The organism is Chryseobacterium sp. Chry.R1 (assembly GCF_039645525.1).
GTDB lineage: Bacteria > Bacteroidota > Bacteroidia > Flavobacteriales > Weeksellaceae > Chryseobacterium > Chryseobacterium proteolyticum.
On record NZ_CP151793.1, the window covers coordinates 1,491,200 to 1,510,381 of the forward strand.

The window sequence follows — 19,182 nt, forward strand, 5'->3', positions numbered from 1 at the left end:
ATGATAAGCTAAGTAAAGTCCTTTGTATATATTATATCTGAAATCTTTACTTCAGTTTTTCATTATTCTGATGTCGGTCTTTATCGCGATCCGTTTTTAGCTTCATTTTTTTGTCGAAAGCTTCCTGTAGATTTACCCCTGTTTGATTGGCAAGGCATAAGGTTACAAAAAGGACATCCGCCAATTCTTCACCCAAATCTTTACTTTTGTCACTTTCTTTTTCACTTTGCTCACCATATCGCCTCGCGATAATTCTGGCCACTTCACCTACCTCCTCTGTCAACATTGCCATATTGGTAAGTTCATTAAAATAACGGACACCAATTGTTTTTATCCATTCATCAACCTGCTGTTGTAAATTCGTTATTTCCATTACTGATAAGCTCCAAGAGTTGGTTGGGTAGTTCTCGATACATTGGCTATATCTGTTGGAACCGTTGCTGCTACTGCAACATTTCCTTTATTTTTAGCCGGGGAGGTAGTCTTAACTCTTAAATTCTGATGAGCAATAAAATAATTGACAAATTGCGGGTCTTCATTTTTTAAACTCTGAATGACATTAGTATTGCTGTCAAAGTTAAAGCCGGCTTCCGAAGTGTTTGAATACTTTAGCAGGCAGTTTTGGAACTGAAAATTAAATAACTGTCCTGGAGTTTGTTCAAAATTAATTGAATTATCCCTGTCGGAATACACAATAGTGTTTCTCACATTAAGCTGTAATGCGCCTTGTTCTGTTTGCCCAGCATCATTTTTCCACTCATTGGTAGCAAAAATTCCGTTACGGTTGGAAGAAGAAAGCGTTTTCGAATAATTGGCTATGGTAGCATGTGTATAGTTATGGTTTCCTCCTTTAAAAATACCTATTGCAGATTCCCCGCAGTTATTCATAACAAGATTTTTACCATTCACTGTTGAATTTACAGCATATATACCATATTCCTGAAATGTATGAATAAATGAATTGCTGATTGTGGCATTCGTCTGCTTCATCTCCAGTCCTCTTGTTCCTCCGAAAAGTCTTCCGTAATTCATATTGAGGGTAGATCCTGCTTCCATACGGATTGAATTCCAGTTTTTAGGAATAGTATCATAGTACGGATCATTCCTGTCACCCCGAAGAACAACCTCATTGTTCAAGGTTCCGTTTATATTTAATGTAGCACCTGTGCCTACTTTCATTCCGCTGTTTTTATGGAAATATACTTTGGTGCCGGGTTGAATATCCAAGGTAACATTCGGATTTATCGTAAGGTCACCATAAATAATCTTCGCTTTTGTGTTACTCCAGGTTGTATGATTACTGATCACATTAGGGTTGGTTGGAGTCTGGATAAAGAATTCAGCATCCTGAACCACAGAAAATAAAGTGACATGCTGTTGTCCCGCTGGACTTGTAAATATCACACGGTCTTCAGCAATAGCCTCCGGACCGGTAGCTTGTGGGGCAATTTCAACAAAAATATAAAGACTGTCTTTTTTTCTCAGGGGAACATCTTTAAAATCGTATCCTGCCTTTCCGTCTACATTGATTTTATATAAAGAAGCTGCTCCTTTTTCAAGATTAATTCTGGGAATAGAAATATCTTTGTCTTCATTATTATATACTTTTACAACATAAGTTTCAGAGCGGACCTGGTGATAAACCGTATCACAAAACACAGTGTCCCTGGAAAATCTTAATTGCTGTGAAGGAGCATCAAAGCTGATATCATCTTTATTACATGATACCGCCATCAGAAGCATCCAGAAAGAAAAAGCCAGTAATAATTTGAATTTCATCGAAATTAAAGTTTAATATAGATTCCAAATTTAACGAAAATACTTTAAATTTCTTATCAAGAAAAAAATATTGGACTAGCTATTTGGATATTAGAAAAAATATTGTATTTTTGCAGCCTAAAATTAGCAGAGAAATATCCATTACTATTTCGAAAGCAAACTTTAATTTTTTTAAAAATTGTATTATGAAAAACGGAATTCACCCAGAAAATTATAGACTTGTTGTTTTCAAAGATATGAGTAACGACGAGGTGTTTCTTTGCAAGTCTACTGCAGAAACAAAAGACACTATCGAGTATGAAGGACAAGAGTACCCTTTGATCAAAATGGAAATCTCTTCTACTTCTCACCCTTTCTACACTGGTAAAGTAAAGTTAGTAGATACTGCTGGTAGAGTAGATAAATTTATGAATAAATACAAAAAATTCGCTAAGTAATTTTTTGACATTTAAAGATATTAAGGTCTTCCAAAATTTTGGAAGACTTTTTTTATGAGGTGAGATTCTTTTTAGGAGCTTTTTCCCGCTATCCACTCTTACTCCTCACGCCAGGGCAAATCCAATACTTGTTGCGGGGTATCCGTTTCTATCGGGGCTAGGTTTATTAATGATAAATGATAGACAGTTGTCAATATTATAAATTCACAATCATATTTTTACAAAAGTCTACAAGGGTTCATGAAACAAATGCAAAAATCTGTATGAATCTGAGAAGATCAGAGGTCTAAAATATAATATATAGTAAGTAACTAACAATGCTCACTTTGATCATTAAAAAACAGATTTCTACCGAAATTGCAGCGGGCATTTATTAAAAGATAAGATCAGCATTTACGCTCGCACTTCATACTTTGGTCCGCATCCCCGAAATACCTTTTCTGATTTCTCATATGTTTTTGTATTTTTGTTCTGAGTAGAAATAAGGAGCTCATATCCGGAAAATAACACCACCAAGTACGGTATTACTTCCAGTTTCAAGCCTTTAATTTCTAACTTCTAACCTCTAACTTCTTAAAAATGCAATTAGTATTTTCAGATGCACAATATTGGGAAGACTTTCTTCCCCTTACTTTTACCCGCCCCATTGCAGAAATGCGTTGCGGAATCCTGACATTTTCAGAGAGATGGCAGAAATTATTGGAAAACTCTGAAATTTCCTATTTCACAGAAAATTACCTTCAGGAAAAATTTAAAAACCCGGAAGAAAAAGAAAGTCTTTTTCTCGTTACTAATTTTCTACCTACTGAGCAGGTCCTGCAACAAATAAAAGACCTTAAGCAAGGTGAAGCTTTAGTATACGAAGACGAATTGATTGCGGCAAAAATCAATATGAAAGGGTTTTCCCTGAATCAGATTGAAAAAATGACTGATATCAAAGAAGAACTTGTTTTCTTTAAAAAACCTAAAGACCTGTTTACCTATAATCATAAAGCGATTGATTTTGACTTTGATCTCCTTACCAAAGGAAGAACCTCTCAGGAACTTTCTTCCACCAATGGATTCTTAGGAGATAAAAAAGATTTATTTATTGAAGAAGGGGCACAGATAGAATTCTCAACACTCAATACAAAAACCGGAAAGATTTATATCGGAAAGAATACGGAAATAATGGAAGGCTGCCATCTTCGTGGTCCTATTGTCCTTTGTGATGATTCTAAATTTAATCTGGGGGCAAAAATTTATGGTGCAACCACCATTGGACCTCAGTGTAAAATAGGAGGAGAGGTTAATAATATTATTGTATTCGGGTATTCCAGTAAAGGTCATGAAGGATTTGTCGGAAATTCGGTAATCGGGGAGTGGTGTAATTTTGGAGCGGATACCAATTCGTCAAATATGAAAAATAACTACGGAACAGTAAAATTCTGGAGCTACAGGACGAAGGCATTTGAAGATACAGGATTACAGTTTGCCGGGCTGATCATGGGAGATCATTCCAAGACAGCAATCAATACCCAGCTGAATACAGGAACTGTAATTGGTGTTGCTTCCAATATTTTTAAAGAAGGTTTTCCTCCTAATCTCATAGAGAATTTTTCCTGGGGTGGATTTAAGGGAGATGAACGATTTAAATTGGATAAAGCTTACGAAGTGGCAGAAAGAGCAATGGCCAGAAGAAAAGTGACTCTCACAGACGAAGATAAGAGGATTTTAAAATATATTTTTGACAGCTATTAACCCTGATTATAAAAAAACTTCATTTTTTTTGAAGTTTTTTTATTTTGTGATGTAATAGAATTTAATTTTTGATTGTCTTACTCATAGAAACAAAACTTATGACCCAAGAGACCTTTAAGAATACGGTGTTTATTCTCAAAAACGAGATGTATCGTTTTGCGAAGAGGTTTGTCATGAGCAGTGATGAAGCAGAAGATGTGGTGCAGGATCTTATGGTAAAGTTTTGGCAGAAAAGAGAAGAACTGGAGCAATTCGGAAATTTAAAATCCTATGCATTAAAATCCGTTCGGAATGAATGCCTTAACAGATTGAAGCATCATGATGTGAAGGCTGGTTTTGCAGATATGCAGATTCATCGGTCGGAACTTTACAGTATGGATATTAATAACCTTAAAGAACATATTATAGGATTTATTAATGAACTTCCTGAAAAACAAAAGATGGTTATCCATTTGAAAGATGTAGAGGAATATGAAGTATCTGAAATTTCAGAGATGCTGGAAATGGAGGAAAATGCAGTAAGAGTCAATCTTATGCGTGCAAGACAAAAAGTAAAAGAACAAATCTCACAACTGATGAATTATGAACAACGATCAATTTCAAGATAAGTACGACGAAATCTTCCGTGGTATGAAGGAAGAAAAGATGAATTGGGATTTTGAAGATTTTCTTCAAAAAGCAGAAGGTATAGATAATGATGATCATAAGATCATTCCTCTGGAAAAGAAAAAAACTTCTTTCCCCAAATGGTTCTGGATGGCTGCAAGTGTAGTATTGCTTGTAAGTGCAGGATTGATCTTCAATTACTACCAAAATGTTCCGGTAACAGACCAGTCAAAATTGGTAGAAAACCAGATCAAGCAACAAAAGCAGGATTTCATTGAAGAAAATCATGAACCAGAACGACAGGTCGCTGTAAACAGTGCAGACAGTATTGCAGCAATAAAAAGTGATTCTGTCTTTCAGAGAAACACAGTTGCGGAAAAAGATGTTCTGGATGAGATTCTTCCTAAAAGAGGAAGACTGAAAAAAGAAGTAAGACCAAAATTTACAGATAATTCTTCTTATAGAAAATTGAATGTTGCTTCGAAAGATTCTACAGGCTACAATAACAATTATGTTATTGTAAACGGAAAAAGGATCGATAATGTTGAAGAGGCTATTAATGTGACTAAATATTCATTTCAAATATTTGCAAATAATGTTAGCGAAAAGTTAGTACAGCCAAAAGTAATGGATGATAACTATTAACAAAAAAAGAGACTACTCCCTGATCAGGTATTAATTATCAGCTTAAAATTAAAAATTGACTCATGAAAAAAATATTGATAATATTCGCACTTGCCTTCTCCCACTTCTTTACAGTATATGGGCAGGATGACAAATTCGATAAACTTTTTGAAAAATACCAGCAGGTAGAAGGTGTAACTTCTATTAAAATTGCAAAACCCATGTTTGGGATGCTTAGCAGTCTGAATATCGATGATTCTCAGCTGGATCAGATCAAACCATTATTGACAAAGATTAATGGATTAAAGATTCTGATTACAGAGAGCCCTGAAAACGTAAACTCTCCGGGAGGTAAAAAAATACAAAGTAATATCTCCCAGATCAATAAAGATATTTCTACCTATTTAAATAACCTGAACTATAGCGAAGTAATGAGCGTGAATAGTAAGGAAAACAAAATAAAATTTCTATCTTCAGGAGCAAAAGAAGGAATATTGGATGATGTCCTGTTGAGTATTGATAGTGGTGATGGCGGGAATGTTTTAGTAATGCTGGATGGGAAACTATCAATGGATGATCTCAGTAAGATTATAAAATCCAGTGAAACAAAAGTAAGCTCGAGTACCAATACTACACGAAGCAGCTTTACTTCAGAGAGTAGTACTTCATACCTGAATGGTGAAGCAAGAAATGTGGGTGAGTTCTCAGGAATTCAGGTGAGCACGGGAGTAAATCTCGTTTATAAGCAGGAAAGCCCGACAAGTGTAAAGGTTATTGCAGATGCGGATAAGCTTCAATATGTAATCACCAAAGTAGAGAATGGTATTTTAAAAGTTTATGTTGACAATAAGGGCGAACGAAATGTCAGATTTAAAAACTTAAGTGTAAATGTTTCTTCTCCAAGAATGAGTAGTGTGAAAGCATCTTCCGGAGCAAACTTTACAGCAGTAAATCCGGTAAAGGAGAACCGTATGGATATTGATGCTTCATCAGGATCTACAATCAAAGGAAAATTTAATGTTTCTGGTACCACAGACGTGAGTTCTACTTCAGGAGCCAGTATAAAAGTAAGTCTTAATACTTCGTCCGTCGTTGTTAAAGCTTCAAGTGGGTCAGATACCATACTTGAAGGGCAGGCAACTTCCGGAGTTATTGATATAAGCAGTGGTGCATCTTGTAAAGCAGAAAACTTAAGATTAAGTGAACTGGAAGTGGAATCTACATCCGGATCCAGTCTTACCATCAATGTAACGGATAAGCTTAAGGCTAAAGCATCTTCCGGAGGATCCATTAAATATAAAGGAAACCCGAGAATTGACTCCAATATCAGTAAGGTTTCCGGTGGAAGTCTGAGATCCATAAACTAAATCTGATGACCATGAAAAACTTACGAACCATTTTGCTTGCAGCTTGCACGGTATTTTTGCTTCAGTCTTGTGTAGTGTCACACAAACCTAATATGGAATTCTTTTCGGACTCAGGCTATGATTTTAAAGGAGCAAAGTTTGAAAGCGTCAATGTACCCATGTTCCTGGCAAAACCTTTTATCAGAAAAGCATTAAAAGAAGAAGAGGATGGTGAGGCTACCGCTCAGTTGGTAAAGAAAATATCAAAAATAAAAGTATTGACGGTAGAAAACGGAGATCAGGAGATGTTAGCAGATTATGCAAGATATCTTAATAATAACAATTATGAAGACTGGGCGACCATAAAACATAATGGAGATAATGTAAATGTTCGTGTAAAGCAATCCGGGGAAACCATAAAAAATATGCTGATCACGGTAAATTCAGATAGAGAATTGGTATTCGTGGATGTAAAGGGGAATTTTACTCCGGATGATATTTCAAAATTCATTAATTCAGCTTCAGATAAATAATTTATTTTTAACAATAAATTATTTACATGGAAAAATTAATCAGAGAAGTGCGCATGCTGAAGATATATGCAGCATCGCTTACAGTAGCTTTTGTTCTTTTGTTTTTATTGGCTTTTAAAAGCAGCAATGATCACCAGAGGTTCGAAGAAATTGATGTTGAAAGAATTAATATTGTCGAAAAAGACGGAACACTAAAAATGGTGATCAGTAATAAAAAACGACAGCATCCGGGTTTACTGAATAATAAATCCCTTAAGGCAAGAGAAAGGGAAGCCGGACTGATTTTCTTTAATTCTTTAGGTGATGAATGTGGAGGATTGGTATATGATGCCGATGAAAAAGGTTCAGGAATGGTATACTCTGTAGACCAGAGGAAAACGGATCAGATCATGCAACTTCAATATAGTGAAGGTACTGGGGCGGATAAAAAAAGATCATACGGACTCAAACTTTGGGACAGACCGGATGATTTCCCGCTCGAAAAAGTAATAAGGTTTGATGATTCTTTACAAAAGCTTAATGACCCAATAGCGCTGAAGAAAGCTTTTGCCAAATTGAAAGAAGAAGGAAAATTGGGGAGTGAGCGTTTTTTCGCCGGGAAAACAGCGAATGGCGATGTAGGACTTTTTATACGGGATGATAAAGGACGCATACGTCTTAAGATCTATGTAGATAAAAACAACCAGACCCATATAGAGAGTGTCGACGAAAAGGGACAGCTCACGGCTAAATAAAAAATATATCATATTCAGTTCATATAACTCATTTTATTTTGTACAAACCGCTTTTTATATAAGGGCGGTTTTTTGATTTAACTTATTGATTATTAATTTTTATTTAAACTATTAAAAAGGATTTTCATATCTCACTAAAATAGCATAATTTTGCAAAGAAAGTAAAGATGTCTATTCATAACAAAATTGTAGAGACAGCCATCACTTTCGATGACGTTCTTCTAGTCCCTTCTTATTCAGAAGTTTTACCTAACCAGGTATCATTAAAATCAAGACTTACCGATAAAATTACCCTGAATGTTCCGATAGTATCTGCTGCGATGGACACAGTTACTGAAGGCGATCTGGCTATTGCACTAGCAAGAGTTGGTGGACTTGGTTTCATTCACAAAAATATGACGATCGCAGAACAGGCGGCACAGGTAAACCGTGTGAAACGTTCTGAAAATGGAATGATCTCTGATCCAGTTACCCTTTCAAAAGATCATACTTTAGCTCAGGCTAAAGAAATGATGTCCAAATATAAAATTTCTGGTTTACCGGTTGTAGATCCAAATAATGTTCTTATTGGAATCATTACAAACAGAGATGTTAAGTATCAGGAAAATCTTGATATGAAAGTTGAGGAGATCATGACGAAAGAAAATCTGATCACTTCCGATAAAAACACCAATCTTGAAAAGGCTAAAGAAATCCTTCTTAAGAACCGTGTTGAAAAACTTCCTATTGTAGACAAAGACAATAAATTGGTAGGATTGATTACGATTAAAGATATCGACAATCAATTGGAGTATCCTAATGCGAATAAAGATCAAAATGGCCGCCTTATTGTGGGAGCCGGAGTAGGAGTAGGAGAAGATACCATGGACAGGATTGCAGCGCTGGTAAAGGCAGGTGTTGATATTGTAGCGATTGATTCGGCTCATGGACACTCCAAAGGAGTTTTAGATAAGATTTCTGAGATCAGAAAAGCATATCCGGATCTGGATATCGTGGGAGGAAATATTGTAACTGCTGAAGCAGCAAAAGATTTGATCAAAGCAGGAGCAAATGTTCTTAAAGTAGGTGTTGGCCCGGGTTCAATCTGTACAACCAGAGTAGTAGCAGGAGTTGGGGTTCCTCAGTTATCTGCGATATACAATGTGTACGATTATGCTAAATCTAAAAATGTAGCGGTAATTGCTGACGGTGGAATTAAACTTTCTGGGGACATTGTAAAAGCTATTGCGAGTGGGGCAGGAGCGGTAATGCTTGGATCTCTTTTAGCAGGAACTGATGAAGCTCCGGGAGAAGAAATTATTTTCCAGGGTAGAAAGTTCAAGTCTTACCAGGGAATGGGAAGTCTTTCGGCAATGAAAAGAGGAGGAAAAGAAAGATATTTCCAGAGTGAGGCTAAAAAATTCGTTCCTGAAGGAATTGAAGGTAGGGTTCCCCACAAAGGAAAACTGGAAGATGTGATTTTCCAGTTAACCGGTGGACTTAGAGCAGGAATGGGTTACTGTGGAGCAAAAGATATTGAGGCTTTACAGAAAGATACAAAAATGGTCATGATCACAGGAAGTGGATTGAAAGAATCTCATCCGCACGATGTGATTATCACACAGGAAGCTCCTAATTATTCCTTATAATTGTAGTAGTAATAAGATTAATATAAAAAAATACGGCTGGCTCATTATTGAGCCAGCCGTATTTGTAATTTAATAAATAAAATAACTTTTGAATAAAAGGACAAATTACTGTGCAATACAAGATCCTGGTGGAAGATCTGCTATTCTTCTGCAACCGCCAGGTCCACAGCAGAAAAACTCTGCATCACCACAGCCGAAATTAGGTAACTCAGCATTACACATTTTAAATCCTCCCTTAATTGTTTTCAAGCTTTCTCTTGAAATTTTTTTTGAATTTTTCATAATAAGTTAATTGTTTTAGGTTTTGTACAACGTATCAAATGTAAATTTTTTTTTCACAATTTGAATGAATTTCTTAAAAAAAGAGAGTTACTAAGGAAAATAATAATTTAAAATTCAATTGTTCTATGCGATCATTTCAGTGAAGAAAATATATGATATTCCTCAATATGGCTTTTATCCAAAATCTATTCGGAAATAGTATCGTTAAACTAAGAAATTAGGTCAATGAATGAATCATACGTTCCGTCATAATCTTCCCATTTTTGTCCATTGACGAAAAAAGATGGAGTGCCGTTTACTCCACTGCGTACACCGCCTTCAAAGTCAGCCTCAATCTTTGCCTGAAGTTCTTCGGTGTTAATCTCATTTTCGATTTTATTCACATCCAGTTTCAGAACTTTTACACACTCTTTGAGTAGTGCTTCGTTCAATATATTTTGATTATCATAGATGAGGTCGTGCATTTCCCAGAATTTTCCTTGTTTTCCTGCTGCCTCGGCAACTGTTGCGGCTGCCATGGCATATTCATGGGCATCAGTCAAAGGAAAGTTCCTGAATACAAATGCTACATCATCACTGTTTTCCTGAACAAATCTTCTTATTAAAGGAAAAGCGTGTCCACAATACGGACATTGATAGTCACCATATTCTACTAAAACTATTTTCGCGGTATCTGGATTTCCCTGAACGTGGTCGTTAGGACCAATGGGAATTCTTAAAGTAGACATAAATATTATTTTTGTTTTAAATTTTCTAAAGCATCAATGATTCCGTCAGCTCCTGGATTAATTCCATCGGGTGATAAGTAGCTCCACTGGATGATTCCTTCAGGATCAATAACAAATAGTGCTCTTTGTGAAGTTCCGTTTTCTTCATTATAGACGCCGTAAGCTTTTGAAACTTCTCCCTTGGGGTTGAAGTCTGCCAACAGGGGGAAGTGTAGTTTTCTGTTTTCCATGAAAGCATCATGGCACCAGGCGCTGTCAACAGAAATACCCAGGATATCTGCATTATATTTATGAAAAATGGAAAGCATTTCATTATATAGGCTCACCTGATCACCACAAACCGGACTCCAGTCTGCAGGATAAAAAACTAAAATCAGGTTCTTTCCTAAAAAATCAGAACGCTTTAGTTTCTGGTCGGGAGTAGCATGGAGTTCAAAATCCGGTGCCGGGTTCCTTGTTGTAGTATCATATTTTTTGTGATTGGTTGTAAATTCTTTGAATGAAAAACTAAAATTAGGAATAAGAAATTAATTCATAGCCGATAACGACTTAAATTATTGTTAAAATAAGACGCAGAATGTTATTTTATTCTGGTATACTTAAATTTCTTTTTGATAACCTTATTAAGAAATGTCCCTTTAGAAGTAAAAGCTTTGAATTGATCAACAATGATCTGTGGTACTTTCAAATAATCATAAACTGCTCCCGACTGATATACAATTCTTAGTATTTCAGTTTCCGGAAAATATTCATAACTATGTACAACTGAGGAAGGCATGGTTTAGTAACTGCAAAAAATATTCCTATTGTATAAATAAAAAAGACCTTCCGTAAATATGAAAGGTCTTTTTTTTAATATAATTTAAATTATTTATTTAGATTCTCTTTAAAATCATCGATTCTATAGTCGGTAAGGGTATTGCCTTTTTCAATTTTTTCCTTGGAGTACAGGCGGAAATCATTTTCTGTTTTTTCCAGTAGATGATCATAGGGGCCTACATGAGAAATTAGCTTAACCAGTACAGGAGAAATTTCCAGACAAATGAAAAGCCCCATAATAAAGGCTGCAGCTAAACCTATGATTGCGGAATTTTTTCCTAACTCATCCAGCGCCTGCAAACGGGCGGCAAATCCATTGAACTTATCCTCAAAGGTTTCAGTAGATTTTCTTTCGGTTTCCAGATTGGTGTATACTTTTGAAATTTCTTTATCCAGATATTCCAACCTGGGAGCTACTTGCTTTTGATAACTCTTAAGATCCTGACGTCTTTGCTCCTTAAGCTCCTGTTTTCTTTTGGCATTAGATCCGAAACCTACTTTTCCACTCGTTAAGCCTGATTGTTTTCCTAGGATTTCTTTTTCTAGCTCTACAGCTGCCGAATCATAAGACTTTTGGTATTGTGCAATCTTTTCTGATATTTGTTTTTTCTCAGTTTCAAAAGGACCGCTTTGCTGAAGAATTCTGCCGGTCATCTCACCCTGAAGCTGCTTTTTATTTCGCTGGATGATCGTGTTCAACTGTTTATTGACTTCCTTTTCAAAAATTTTAAGCTCTAAAGGTTTTGAAATGATAATTCCTAAAAAAGTAGCCAAAACCAGACGTGGAATAGCCATGAGTATCTGATTCCACCATGTTCCCGTTTTTTTGATGGAGGAAACAATGTAACGGTCCAGGTTAAATATCATTAATCCCCATAAAATTCCAAAACCAACAGATGTCCATATATTATCAAATACAGTATACATGGCATAACCTGCGGAAAGTGTAGCGAAAACTGCAGTAAATAAAACGATACCTCCGATACCCGAAAATTTATTCCATTCACTTGGTGTTTTCCTTAAAATATGGATGTTTCCTCCGGAGCATACCATCAGAAACTTCTGGAACCAATTTATTTTATGATTCACCTGATTTATAGTTTGTTGTTGATTTTTCATTATTGAAAATTTATACAAAAGTAATACTAAAAATCATACCAATGCTAAAGATAGTATTATGTTTTACCAAGTATGTTTACTTGTTTTATTTATATCGCTGTTAGACAATTAGTTATGATTTTTACATATTAACATAATAAAATTCTTTACGTTTTTTCAATATATTTTGTCAATTTGTTAAAATAAATAATAGTTTTGCATCGAATAAATTAAAAAAATAGTTGAATATGAAGAGAATAGTTCTATGTTTTGCGTTGATCCTTTGGGTTAATGCATTTTCTCAAGATGTGCAAAATATTTGTGGTTTTGACCAAATCATGTCGCAAATGGATGCTAAACACCCTGAACTAAAGAAAAACAGGGAGATTGTAGAAGCCAGATTAGCTTCCATGAATAAGCAGTCTTATCTTAATAAAGTTGGCGCTAGTACTTCGTGGAACGGACTTTATACCGGACAAGTTTATGAAATCCCTGTTGTAGTACGGTTTTGATGGCAAGCAGCGAACAGTTGTATGCTTTTTGGCAATGGATTAAAGGTGGGGATAATTCCTTTTAAGCTTGTATTGGCTAAAAGATTCCTCGGTATTGTGAGATATCTATAGGTTATGATATTAAGATTAAGTGGAGCTAATAGCCAGCACACCATTTTCATGTAGTGATCGGCCAGCAGCAATTATCATTTAAATACGCAAAATTCCCGGATTCTTATGCTTATGATTATGAAAGCTTTATGAAGGTGGCAACCATTAAAAATCAAAATGATACGACATTAACTCATGAACTTGGACATGCTTTTGGACTTTATCATACATTTCAGGGAGTTTCATATACTGATCAATCAAGTTGCCCTCCTAGTAATGATTGTGCAACAACAGGAGATAGAGTATGTGATACTTCACCATCTAGAAGCATGTATGGTGTTGCTGTTCCTAACAATACGGCTATTGATCCATGTACCGGACAAAACTACGACGGAACTCAATATAATGTTATGAATTACACTAATTCTAACCGTAAATTTACGGAAGGACAAAGAGACCGGGCTATTTTGTTAATGATGGAGTATAGAAAAGATCTGCTTAACTCTACAGCGGGTAAAGATCCGTCGATTGTTATTCCTTCGCCAGTTTCTGTAGTTGCAGCCCAATGTAATCCGCCAAGTACAGCGCACCCTACCAATAATAATTTCGCGATCGGTGCTACCAACGTTAAATTTGGAACCATAAACAGTACTACTAATGGCTACGATTCAGATGAAGCAACTCCTTCGTATTATGATGATTTTGCTTCTGCAAATTGTATCAGACCTGCATACTATACCGAAATACCGTCAACTACAGGAACCGAGCTGAAAGTGACTTATGCATATACTTTTAGTCAGGCAGAAAAGTTTAGAACAAAAGTCTGGATCGATTATAATAACAATGGGTCTTTTGAAGATAGTGAATTGGTCGTAAATCATTTATCAGGCAATTTGACTGGAACAGGGATGACCGTTACCAACACGATTACTCCTCCAGCCAATGCTGTGAAAAATACTTATTTGAGGATGAGAATTGCAGTGGATGCTGCGACGTATAATTCAGTAAATCTTCCTGATCTTACCCCTTGCTCTCAGTTACAATATGGACAAATGGAGGACTATGCAGTTAAGATTTTAGAAGCATTAGGAACATCTGAAGTTAAAGGAAGTTCGGAAAGTAAAATTGTTTATACAAAATCAGAAAATAAACTTCAACTGATAGGAAGTAAAAATGTAAGTTTTGGAGATTACCAGATCTATGACATGAGTGGAAAAGTATTGCAGAAAGGTACTTCTAAAACGAATGAAGTTCAAATCAACCAAACATTACCGAAAGGAGTATACATTATCACTTACGGTGATAAAAAAGAATCAAAGAAATTTATAAATAACTAATAGAGTAAAAGGCCCTTTGAAAAAAGGGCCTTTTTTACTAAAAGATGCTAAACAATGAAAAGATTAATTTTCTTATTATGCTGTAGTTTTATGCTAAATTGTCAATCACAATCTCCCGCAGTAAAAAGAAAGAGTCCGGAGAGTGATCAATATTACTTTATCGGAAAATGGAAATTAGTTGAAGAAACCTATAAAGATGGAGAGATAAGTAAAATATATCCACTTCACGAATGTACAAAGAAGACTACTTTATTATTCGAAAAAGAAAAGGGAAATATTTTTTTTATTAAAAAGTATGCAAATGGAAAAAACTGTGAGATAATAAGTTAGTCAGCAAGAAATTTAGTGACGATTAATAAAAATTCATTCTCATATATGGATGCAGATCTAAAAGAAAATAAACAATTTAGAATCATTTCGAAAAACAGATTTTCCATTCTTTATAATGATATCATCTATGGAAAGGCTACTGCTATAGAAGATATTTATGAAAGACAGTAACGCTTATTTTAAACGGTCAGGATTCTGCTTTAAAAAACTTTCCCATCCGGAATAAGATTTTGTATCAGCAATTGTTCCTGAATTAAAATGATGACAAACAGCTACGGCAAGACCATCAGAAGCATCCAGATATTTTGTTGGAAATTCTTTTAGCTTCAGAAGGTTTTGAAGCATCCCTGCTACTTGTTCTTTGCTGGCATTCCCATTTCCTGTAATAGCCATTTTTATTTTCTTAGGTGAGTATTCGGTAATCGGAATATTTCGATGAAGGCTCGCTGCCATTGCTACCCCTTGTGCACGTCCAAGTTTTAGCATACTCTGAACATTTTTTCCATAAAATGGAGCTTCCAGGGCAACCTCGTCCGGGTGATACTCATCAATTAAGGCTAAGGTTTTATCAAAGATGTATTTTAGCTTTGTTTCATGGTTGGGATATTTTTTCAAAATAAGCTCGTGGATGGAAACCATTTCCATCTGACCTTTTTTAATGGAAATAATCCCAAAGCCCATTATGGCAGTTCCCGGGTCAATACCTAAAATTATCTTTTCTGCAATCATTTTGTCAAAGATATGACTTTCTGAATTTTTTCCCTTAGAAAAAAAACAGTAAAAATAAATCTTATTTTGGTGAAATCTTCTTAACTTCATCAAAAAATGATTATGAAAAATTTACTAACCTTTTTAATTCTTCCGACTTTTGTGCTGTATAGCTTTCTGACAGTGAAAGACTTAAGTTATGGAAGATCATCTGAGAATGTTAATTGTCAACAAGACAAAAATCAAATTGTGTACCTGTTTTTTAAGGTAGAAAAAACGAAATCCGGTCCTGAAAAAATTACCCTCGAATCAAAGAAGATTACTGAAGGAAAGTTGAAATCCATCCCTTCTTTTGACAGAAATTCAGCAGGTCTTGGTGATTTTATTATATCACTTACTGATGCCAGCGGAAAAGAGATTGTGAAACAGCTGGTGGAAGATCCTCTGAATCAGAATCTGGAAAGTTTTGATAAAGACGGAATCGGAAGACACAAAGTTTTCTCGGATAATGCTGAATTCAGTGTGCGCTATCCTCATTCCGGAGAAATCCAGATCGTGAAAGTGGAAAAAGTTACCCATGCAGGAAATCAATTATTATTTAACCAAAAACTATAGCCATGAAAAAAACTTTATTTCTCCTATTAGTAAGTTCATTGTGCTTTTCACAAACCTTTCAGACAGTTTCTCTGCTTAATAACGGTTCAAACTCTAACCGGATCAATATCGCAGTATTGGGTGATGGATTTACTTCTGCTCAGCAAACTAATTTTGTGAATTCTGCACAGTCTACGATTAACTATCTCTTTACAAAAAGCCCATATACAGAATATAAAAATTATTTTAATGCGTATGCTGTAAAAGTAGTGTCAACAGAAACAGGTGTAAAACATCCTGGAACAGCAACGGATGTTACAGAGCCGGTTATTCCTGTTTCCAATCCCAATAATTACCTGGGCTCTTCATTTGACTTTGGTGTACACCGCTGTATTTACAGCAATAGTACAAATAAAGTAGCGCAGGTTCTCGCAGCTAATGTTCCTGATTATGATATTACGTACGTTCTGGGTAACTCTACAGAGTATGGCGGATGCGGAGGTGCTTATGCATTTGCGTCGCTAAATGGCTCTTCAAATGAGATTGTAGTACATGAACTTGGGCATTCCTTTGGAAAGCTTGCGGATGAATATTGGTTTGCAGGAACAGGGGAATCACCTAACAAGACACAAAACTCCAATACAGCAACCATCAAATGGAAAAACTGGTTAGGATTAAACAGTGTGGGAGTGTATCCTTATACCGAAAGCCCTTCATGGTACCGTCCACATCAAAATTGTGAAATGAGATATCTGGACAGACAGTTTTGTTCCGTTTGTAAAGAGGCCATTATTGAGAGAATACATTCATTAGTATCACCGATTGACTCTTATACACCAGCCAACAGCAGCAATGTGAATGGTAATGCCGCGGTAACATTTACTGTAAATGAAGTTTTGCCAATCCCTAATACATTGGTCAATTCCTGGACTCTCAATGGAACGGCTCTTTCTTCAACCAACAATACCTTAACAGTTTCTCCGTCACAACTGAATAGCGGTCTTAATACCCTTATTTTCTCTGTTACCGACAACAGTCCTTTAATAAAAGTTAACAGTCACAATACGGTTCATTTTGCCACGGTAACCTGGAAACTGAATAAGACCTCAACGTTAAGGATGTCTGAAATTAAAGCAGAAGAAAGAAGATTCGGAATCTATCCGAATCCGGCAGAGAATGAATTCTATATCAAAGGTAAACAGGACTTTTCAAAGAATGTAAAAGTAGCATTGTATGATGGATCGGGTAAATTGATTCCTGTCAAATTTGAAATGAAAAATGCTTCTACAATCTTTGTTAATATCAGTACTATTCCTTCTGGAATCTATACTTTAGCTGTAAGTGAAGATGAAGGTCTGATCATTTCACAAAAAATTGTAAAAGAATAAAAGTAAACGAAAATATACATAACATTATGAATCGGCCCAGTGGCCGATTTTTTATTGTAGTTTCTTTTCTCTGATGGATACCCATTTTCCGTCATATCTCAGAAGCAGAATTTTATCAACGGTAAATTTATTTTCGTAAGGTTTGTTTTGATACACCTTCCAGGCTTTCAGGTAATTTTCAAAGCTCAAATCTCTGTATCCAACGGTCATATGAGGGTTGAAGGAGCCTTTGCCAAAGCTAAATTGTTTTTTTACTCGATGGTAAATATCTATAAGGCCCGGATTATATTCAGGATGTACAAAGATCACCGGATTTTTTGGATTCGGAAAACTTCCAAAGCCATTGAGAACGATTTCGAATGGAGATAGGGAAGTATCTATTCTTTCAAACGCTTCAATAATATCATTCTCAAGCTCTGCCTCTCTTGAAAATGGAGGTAACAAGGTGATATGAGCATCATTTTTAACCGCTTTTGAATTTTGATAATGGTAAGCAAGGTCTTCTTTGAAGAGTTTTATTTCATCAATGATCCGTTGAGGAGGATAGATAGCAATGAAATATAATTTTTTCATTACAATTCATTTTTATTACTACTTGTTCTTATCATTTGTTGTCTTAAGTCGATAACCGTGTTTTCAATAGCATCTGTGATTTTCTTTACCTCAATATGCGGTCTGAAAACTGAAGCTTTGCCCTTTGCCTCATCAGCAATATTAGACAATATAATGACTGAAGTTTTAGTATATGGGTAATAAATGTTTAGGGAAGGAGAACCCATAACATAGCCACTGTGGAAATAGGCTGTCGGTTCGCCTATATTGAGCATTATACCATATCCGTAACCCATTTTTCCTAAAATAGCATGATGTCTTTCGGAACTTTTAGAGATGAATTTCTGAAGGGTTTCCGGTTTCAAAACTTTACCACCATACAGAGCGTTATTCCAGCGGCGTAAATCATCTATGGTAGAAAGAATTCCACCTGCAGGGATCCCAATTTCTTTTCCTCCCAATCTGCGCGGCATATTAGGAACCCTTTCCGCATTCTTCTTATTTCCAATATAAGCACTTGCGAAATTCTTTCCCTCAAAAACATCTCCTGTTGAAGAATTTTTCATTCCTGCCTTTTTAAACAATTCCTGGACGTTTTTGTCATAAGAGTTTCCTGATACTTTTTCAACGATTTTTCCCAATGCATTAAAGCCATCATTGGAATAGAAAAAACCCGATCCACTTTTGAATAAAAGCTTACCTCCCAGCGTATTTAATCCGGAGGTATGGTTCAGAAGCTGACGGATTGTAATATTTTCGTATTCTTTTGTTTGAAATTCCTTGAGGTATCTGGAAACCTTATCTTCGATATTCAGCTTGTTTTGTTCCATTTCAAGTAAAACAAGAACTGCCGTAAATTGCTTACTTACAGAGCCGATGGCAAAAATAGTACTGTCGTTGATTTTTGTTTTATTTTCAAAGTTAGAGAGCCCGCTTTCTTTTTTATATAATTGGGTAGAATCCTTGAAAACAGCAATACTTCCGTTAAAATTAAATCGTGAGAATACAGAGTCGATCTGTTTTTCCAAAAGTTTTTTCTCGAAGGCGGTAATGGTGGAGTCTACGATTGCATTCCTGTCAACCGTTTTTATAGATTCCATCGAATTCTTGCATGCGGTTAATGAGAGTGTAAAAATGATTAATGGGAACAATAAGTGGGAAAATTTCAGCATTTGTTTTTTAATTTAAAGCTACAGCATCAAAAAGGATGCAAACCATGCCAAATAAATAGAAAAAATGATGTGAGAGCTCCGGGACCGATTTTTAAATTATTGTGATCAAGGGAAAAGCTCTGCCAAATTATGAAAGACCTGTAAA

Annotated in this window: 24 protein-coding genes; 14 read left to right on the forward strand and 10 right to left on the reverse strand. The window is 35.6% G+C overall.

The window, feature by feature from the left end; all coding sequences use genetic code 11:
- Window positions 1-46: 46 nt before the first annotated feature.
- Window positions 47-373: a nucleotide pyrophosphohydrolase gene (locus AAEU33_RS06900; RefSeq protein ID WP_172280945.1), complete on the reverse strand. Its 327-nt coding sequence runs from the start codon at window positions 371-373 to the stop codon at window positions 47-49.
- A complete protein-coding gene (locus tag AAEU33_RS06905) occupies window positions 373-1,779 on the reverse strand; it encodes a hypothetical protein (protein WP_345991632.1) in 1,407 nt (468 codons plus the stop codon). The genes AAEU33_RS06900 and AAEU33_RS06905 overlap by 1 nt, the downstream gene beginning before the upstream one ends.
- Before the next feature lie 185 nt (window positions 1,780-1,964).
- Here AAEU33_RS06905 and AAEU33_RS06910 point away from each other — a divergent pair, with 185 nt between their 5' ends.
- The 8 genes from AAEU33_RS06910 to guaB all read left to right on the forward strand — a co-directional run bounded on the left by AAEU33_RS06910 (window position 1,965) and on the right by guaB (window position 9,427).
- A complete protein-coding gene (locus tag AAEU33_RS06910) occupies window positions 1,965-2,216 on the forward strand; it encodes a type B 50S ribosomal protein L31 (RefSeq protein WP_002976190.1) in 252 nt (83 codons plus the stop codon).
- A 579-nt stretch (window positions 2,217-2,795) separates the two neighbouring features.
- Window positions 2,796-3,956: a GlmU family protein gene (locus AAEU33_RS06915; RefSeq protein ID WP_345991636.1), complete on the forward strand. Its 1,161-nt coding sequence runs from the start codon at window positions 2,796-2,798 to the stop codon at window positions 3,954-3,956.
- 98 nt (window positions 3,957-4,054) lie between these two features.
- Complete coding sequence (locus tag AAEU33_RS06920; protein WP_172280942.1) at window positions 4,055-4,564, forward strand: sigma-70 family RNA polymerase sigma factor; 510 nt, start codon at window positions 4,055-4,057, stop codon at window positions 4,562-4,564.
- Window positions 4,539-5,207: a hypothetical protein gene (locus AAEU33_RS06925; RefSeq protein ID WP_345991638.1), complete on the forward strand. Its 669-nt coding sequence runs from the start codon at window positions 4,539-4,541 to the stop codon at window positions 5,205-5,207. The genes AAEU33_RS06920 and AAEU33_RS06925 overlap by 26 nt, the downstream gene beginning before the upstream one ends.
- A 62-nt stretch (window positions 5,208-5,269) precedes the next feature.
- Window positions 5,270-6,553 (forward strand): DUF4252 domain-containing protein, encoded by a 1,284-nt coding sequence (locus AAEU33_RS06930; RefSeq protein ID WP_345991640.1) that lies wholly within the window; start codon window positions 5,270-5,272, stop codon window positions 6,551-6,553.
- 11 nt (window positions 6,554-6,564) lie between these two features.
- Entirely contained in the window at window positions 6,565-7,065 is a 501-nt protein-coding gene (locus AAEU33_RS06935) for a DUF4252 domain-containing protein (protein WP_172280939.1), read from the forward strand.
- A 26-nt stretch (window positions 7,066-7,091) separates the two neighbouring features.
- The gene (locus AAEU33_RS06940) at window positions 7,092-7,799 is read left to right on the forward strand and encodes a hypothetical protein (RefSeq protein ID WP_345991643.1); all 708 of its coding nucleotides are present in this window, start codon (window positions 7,092-7,094) and stop codon (window positions 7,797-7,799) included.
- A gap of 167 nt (window positions 7,800-7,966) precedes the next feature.
- Window positions 7,967-9,427 (forward strand): IMP dehydrogenase, encoded by a 1,461-nt coding sequence (gene guaB / locus AAEU33_RS06945; protein WP_172280936.1) that lies wholly within the window; start codon window positions 7,967-7,969, stop codon window positions 9,425-9,427.
- A 105-nt stretch (window positions 9,428-9,532) separates the two neighbouring features.
- Here the strand turns inward: guaB and AAEU33_RS06950 are convergent, their stop codons facing one another.
- From AAEU33_RS06950 to AAEU33_RS06970, 5 genes are all read right to left on the reverse strand, one after another.
- On the reverse strand, window positions 9,533-9,709 hold the full coding sequence (locus AAEU33_RS06950; RefSeq protein WP_172280934.1) for a hypothetical protein: 177 nt from the start codon (window positions 9,707-9,709) through the stop codon (window positions 9,533-9,535).
- Between the two features lie 209 nt (window positions 9,710-9,918).
- On the reverse strand, window positions 9,919-10,437 hold the full coding sequence (locus AAEU33_RS06955; protein ID WP_172280933.1) for a thioredoxin domain-containing protein: 519 nt from the start codon (window positions 10,435-10,437) through the stop codon (window positions 9,919-9,921).
- Between the two features lie 5 nt (window positions 10,438-10,442).
- Window positions 10,443-10,958: a redoxin domain-containing protein gene (locus AAEU33_RS06960; RefSeq protein ID WP_345992749.1), complete on the reverse strand. Its 516-nt coding sequence runs from the start codon at window positions 10,956-10,958 to the stop codon at window positions 10,443-10,445.
- A 59-nt stretch (window positions 10,959-11,017) separates the two neighbouring features.
- Window positions 11,018-11,215, reverse strand: coding sequence for a KTSC domain-containing protein (locus tag AAEU33_RS06965; RefSeq protein WP_172280929.1), 198 nt, complete (start codon window positions 11,213-11,215; stop codon window positions 11,018-11,020).
- Between the two features lie 89 nt (window positions 11,216-11,304).
- A complete protein-coding gene (locus AAEU33_RS06970) occupies window positions 11,305-12,375 on the reverse strand; it encodes a DUF4407 domain-containing protein (RefSeq protein WP_345991646.1) in 1,071 nt (356 codons plus the stop codon).
- A gap of 227 nt (window positions 12,376-12,602) precedes the next feature.
- Between AAEU33_RS06970 and AAEU33_RS06975 the strand changes: the two genes are divergently transcribed.
- From AAEU33_RS06975 to AAEU33_RS06990, 4 genes are all read left to right on the forward strand, one after another.
- Window positions 12,603-12,866 (forward strand): hypothetical protein, encoded by a 264-nt coding sequence (locus tag AAEU33_RS06975; protein WP_345991648.1) that lies wholly within the window; start codon window positions 12,603-12,605, stop codon window positions 12,864-12,866.
- 164 nt (window positions 12,867-13,030) lie between these two features.
- Window positions 13,031-14,293, forward strand: a complete 1,263-nt coding sequence (locus tag AAEU33_RS06980; protein ID WP_345991650.1) for a zinc-dependent metalloprotease — start codon at window positions 13,031-13,033, stop codon at window positions 14,291-14,293.
- 54 nt (window positions 14,294-14,347) lie between these two features.
- Window positions 14,348-14,623, forward strand: coding sequence for a hypothetical protein (locus tag AAEU33_RS06985; RefSeq protein WP_345991652.1), 276 nt, complete (start codon window positions 14,348-14,350; stop codon window positions 14,621-14,623).
- A 45-nt stretch (window positions 14,624-14,668) separates the two neighbouring features.
- Entirely contained in the window at window positions 14,669-14,794 is a 126-nt protein-coding gene (locus tag AAEU33_RS06990) for a hypothetical protein (protein ID WP_345991655.1), read from the forward strand.
- Window positions 14,795-14,797: 3 nt separating this feature from the next.
- On the opposite strand, the gene ruvC is transcribed toward AAEU33_RS06990, so the two are convergent.
- Window positions 14,798-15,352 carry a crossover junction endodeoxyribonuclease RuvC gene (ruvC, locus tag AAEU33_RS06995; RefSeq protein WP_172280920.1) on the reverse strand — a complete coding sequence of 185 codons (555 nt, stop codon included), beginning with the start codon at window positions 15,350-15,352 and terminating at the stop codon, window positions 14,798-14,800.
- A gap of 102 nt (window positions 15,353-15,454) precedes the next feature.
- Here ruvC and AAEU33_RS07000 point away from each other — a divergent pair, with 102 nt between their 5' ends.
- Entirely contained in the window at window positions 15,455-15,946 is a 492-nt protein-coding gene (locus AAEU33_RS07000) for a hypothetical protein (protein WP_345991657.1), read from the forward strand.
- A 2-nt stretch (window positions 15,947-15,948) separates the two neighbouring features.
- Window positions 15,949-17,313: a M64 family metallopeptidase gene (locus tag AAEU33_RS07005; RefSeq protein WP_345991659.1), complete on the forward strand. Its 1,365-nt coding sequence runs from the start codon at window positions 15,949-15,951 to the stop codon at window positions 17,311-17,313.
- Between the two features lie 51 nt (window positions 17,314-17,364).
- Here the strand turns inward: AAEU33_RS07005 and AAEU33_RS07010 are convergent, their stop codons facing one another.
- Complete coding sequence (locus AAEU33_RS07010; protein WP_345991661.1) at window positions 17,365-17,886, reverse strand: 2'-5' RNA ligase family protein; 522 nt, start codon at window positions 17,884-17,886, stop codon at window positions 17,365-17,367.
- Window positions 17,886-18,965, reverse strand: coding sequence for a serine hydrolase domain-containing protein (locus AAEU33_RS07015; protein ID WP_345991663.1), 1,080 nt, complete (start codon window positions 18,963-18,965; stop codon window positions 17,886-17,888). The genes AAEU33_RS07010 and AAEU33_RS07015 overlap by 1 nt, the downstream gene beginning before the upstream one ends.
- Window positions 18,966-19,182: the final 217 nt, after the last annotated feature.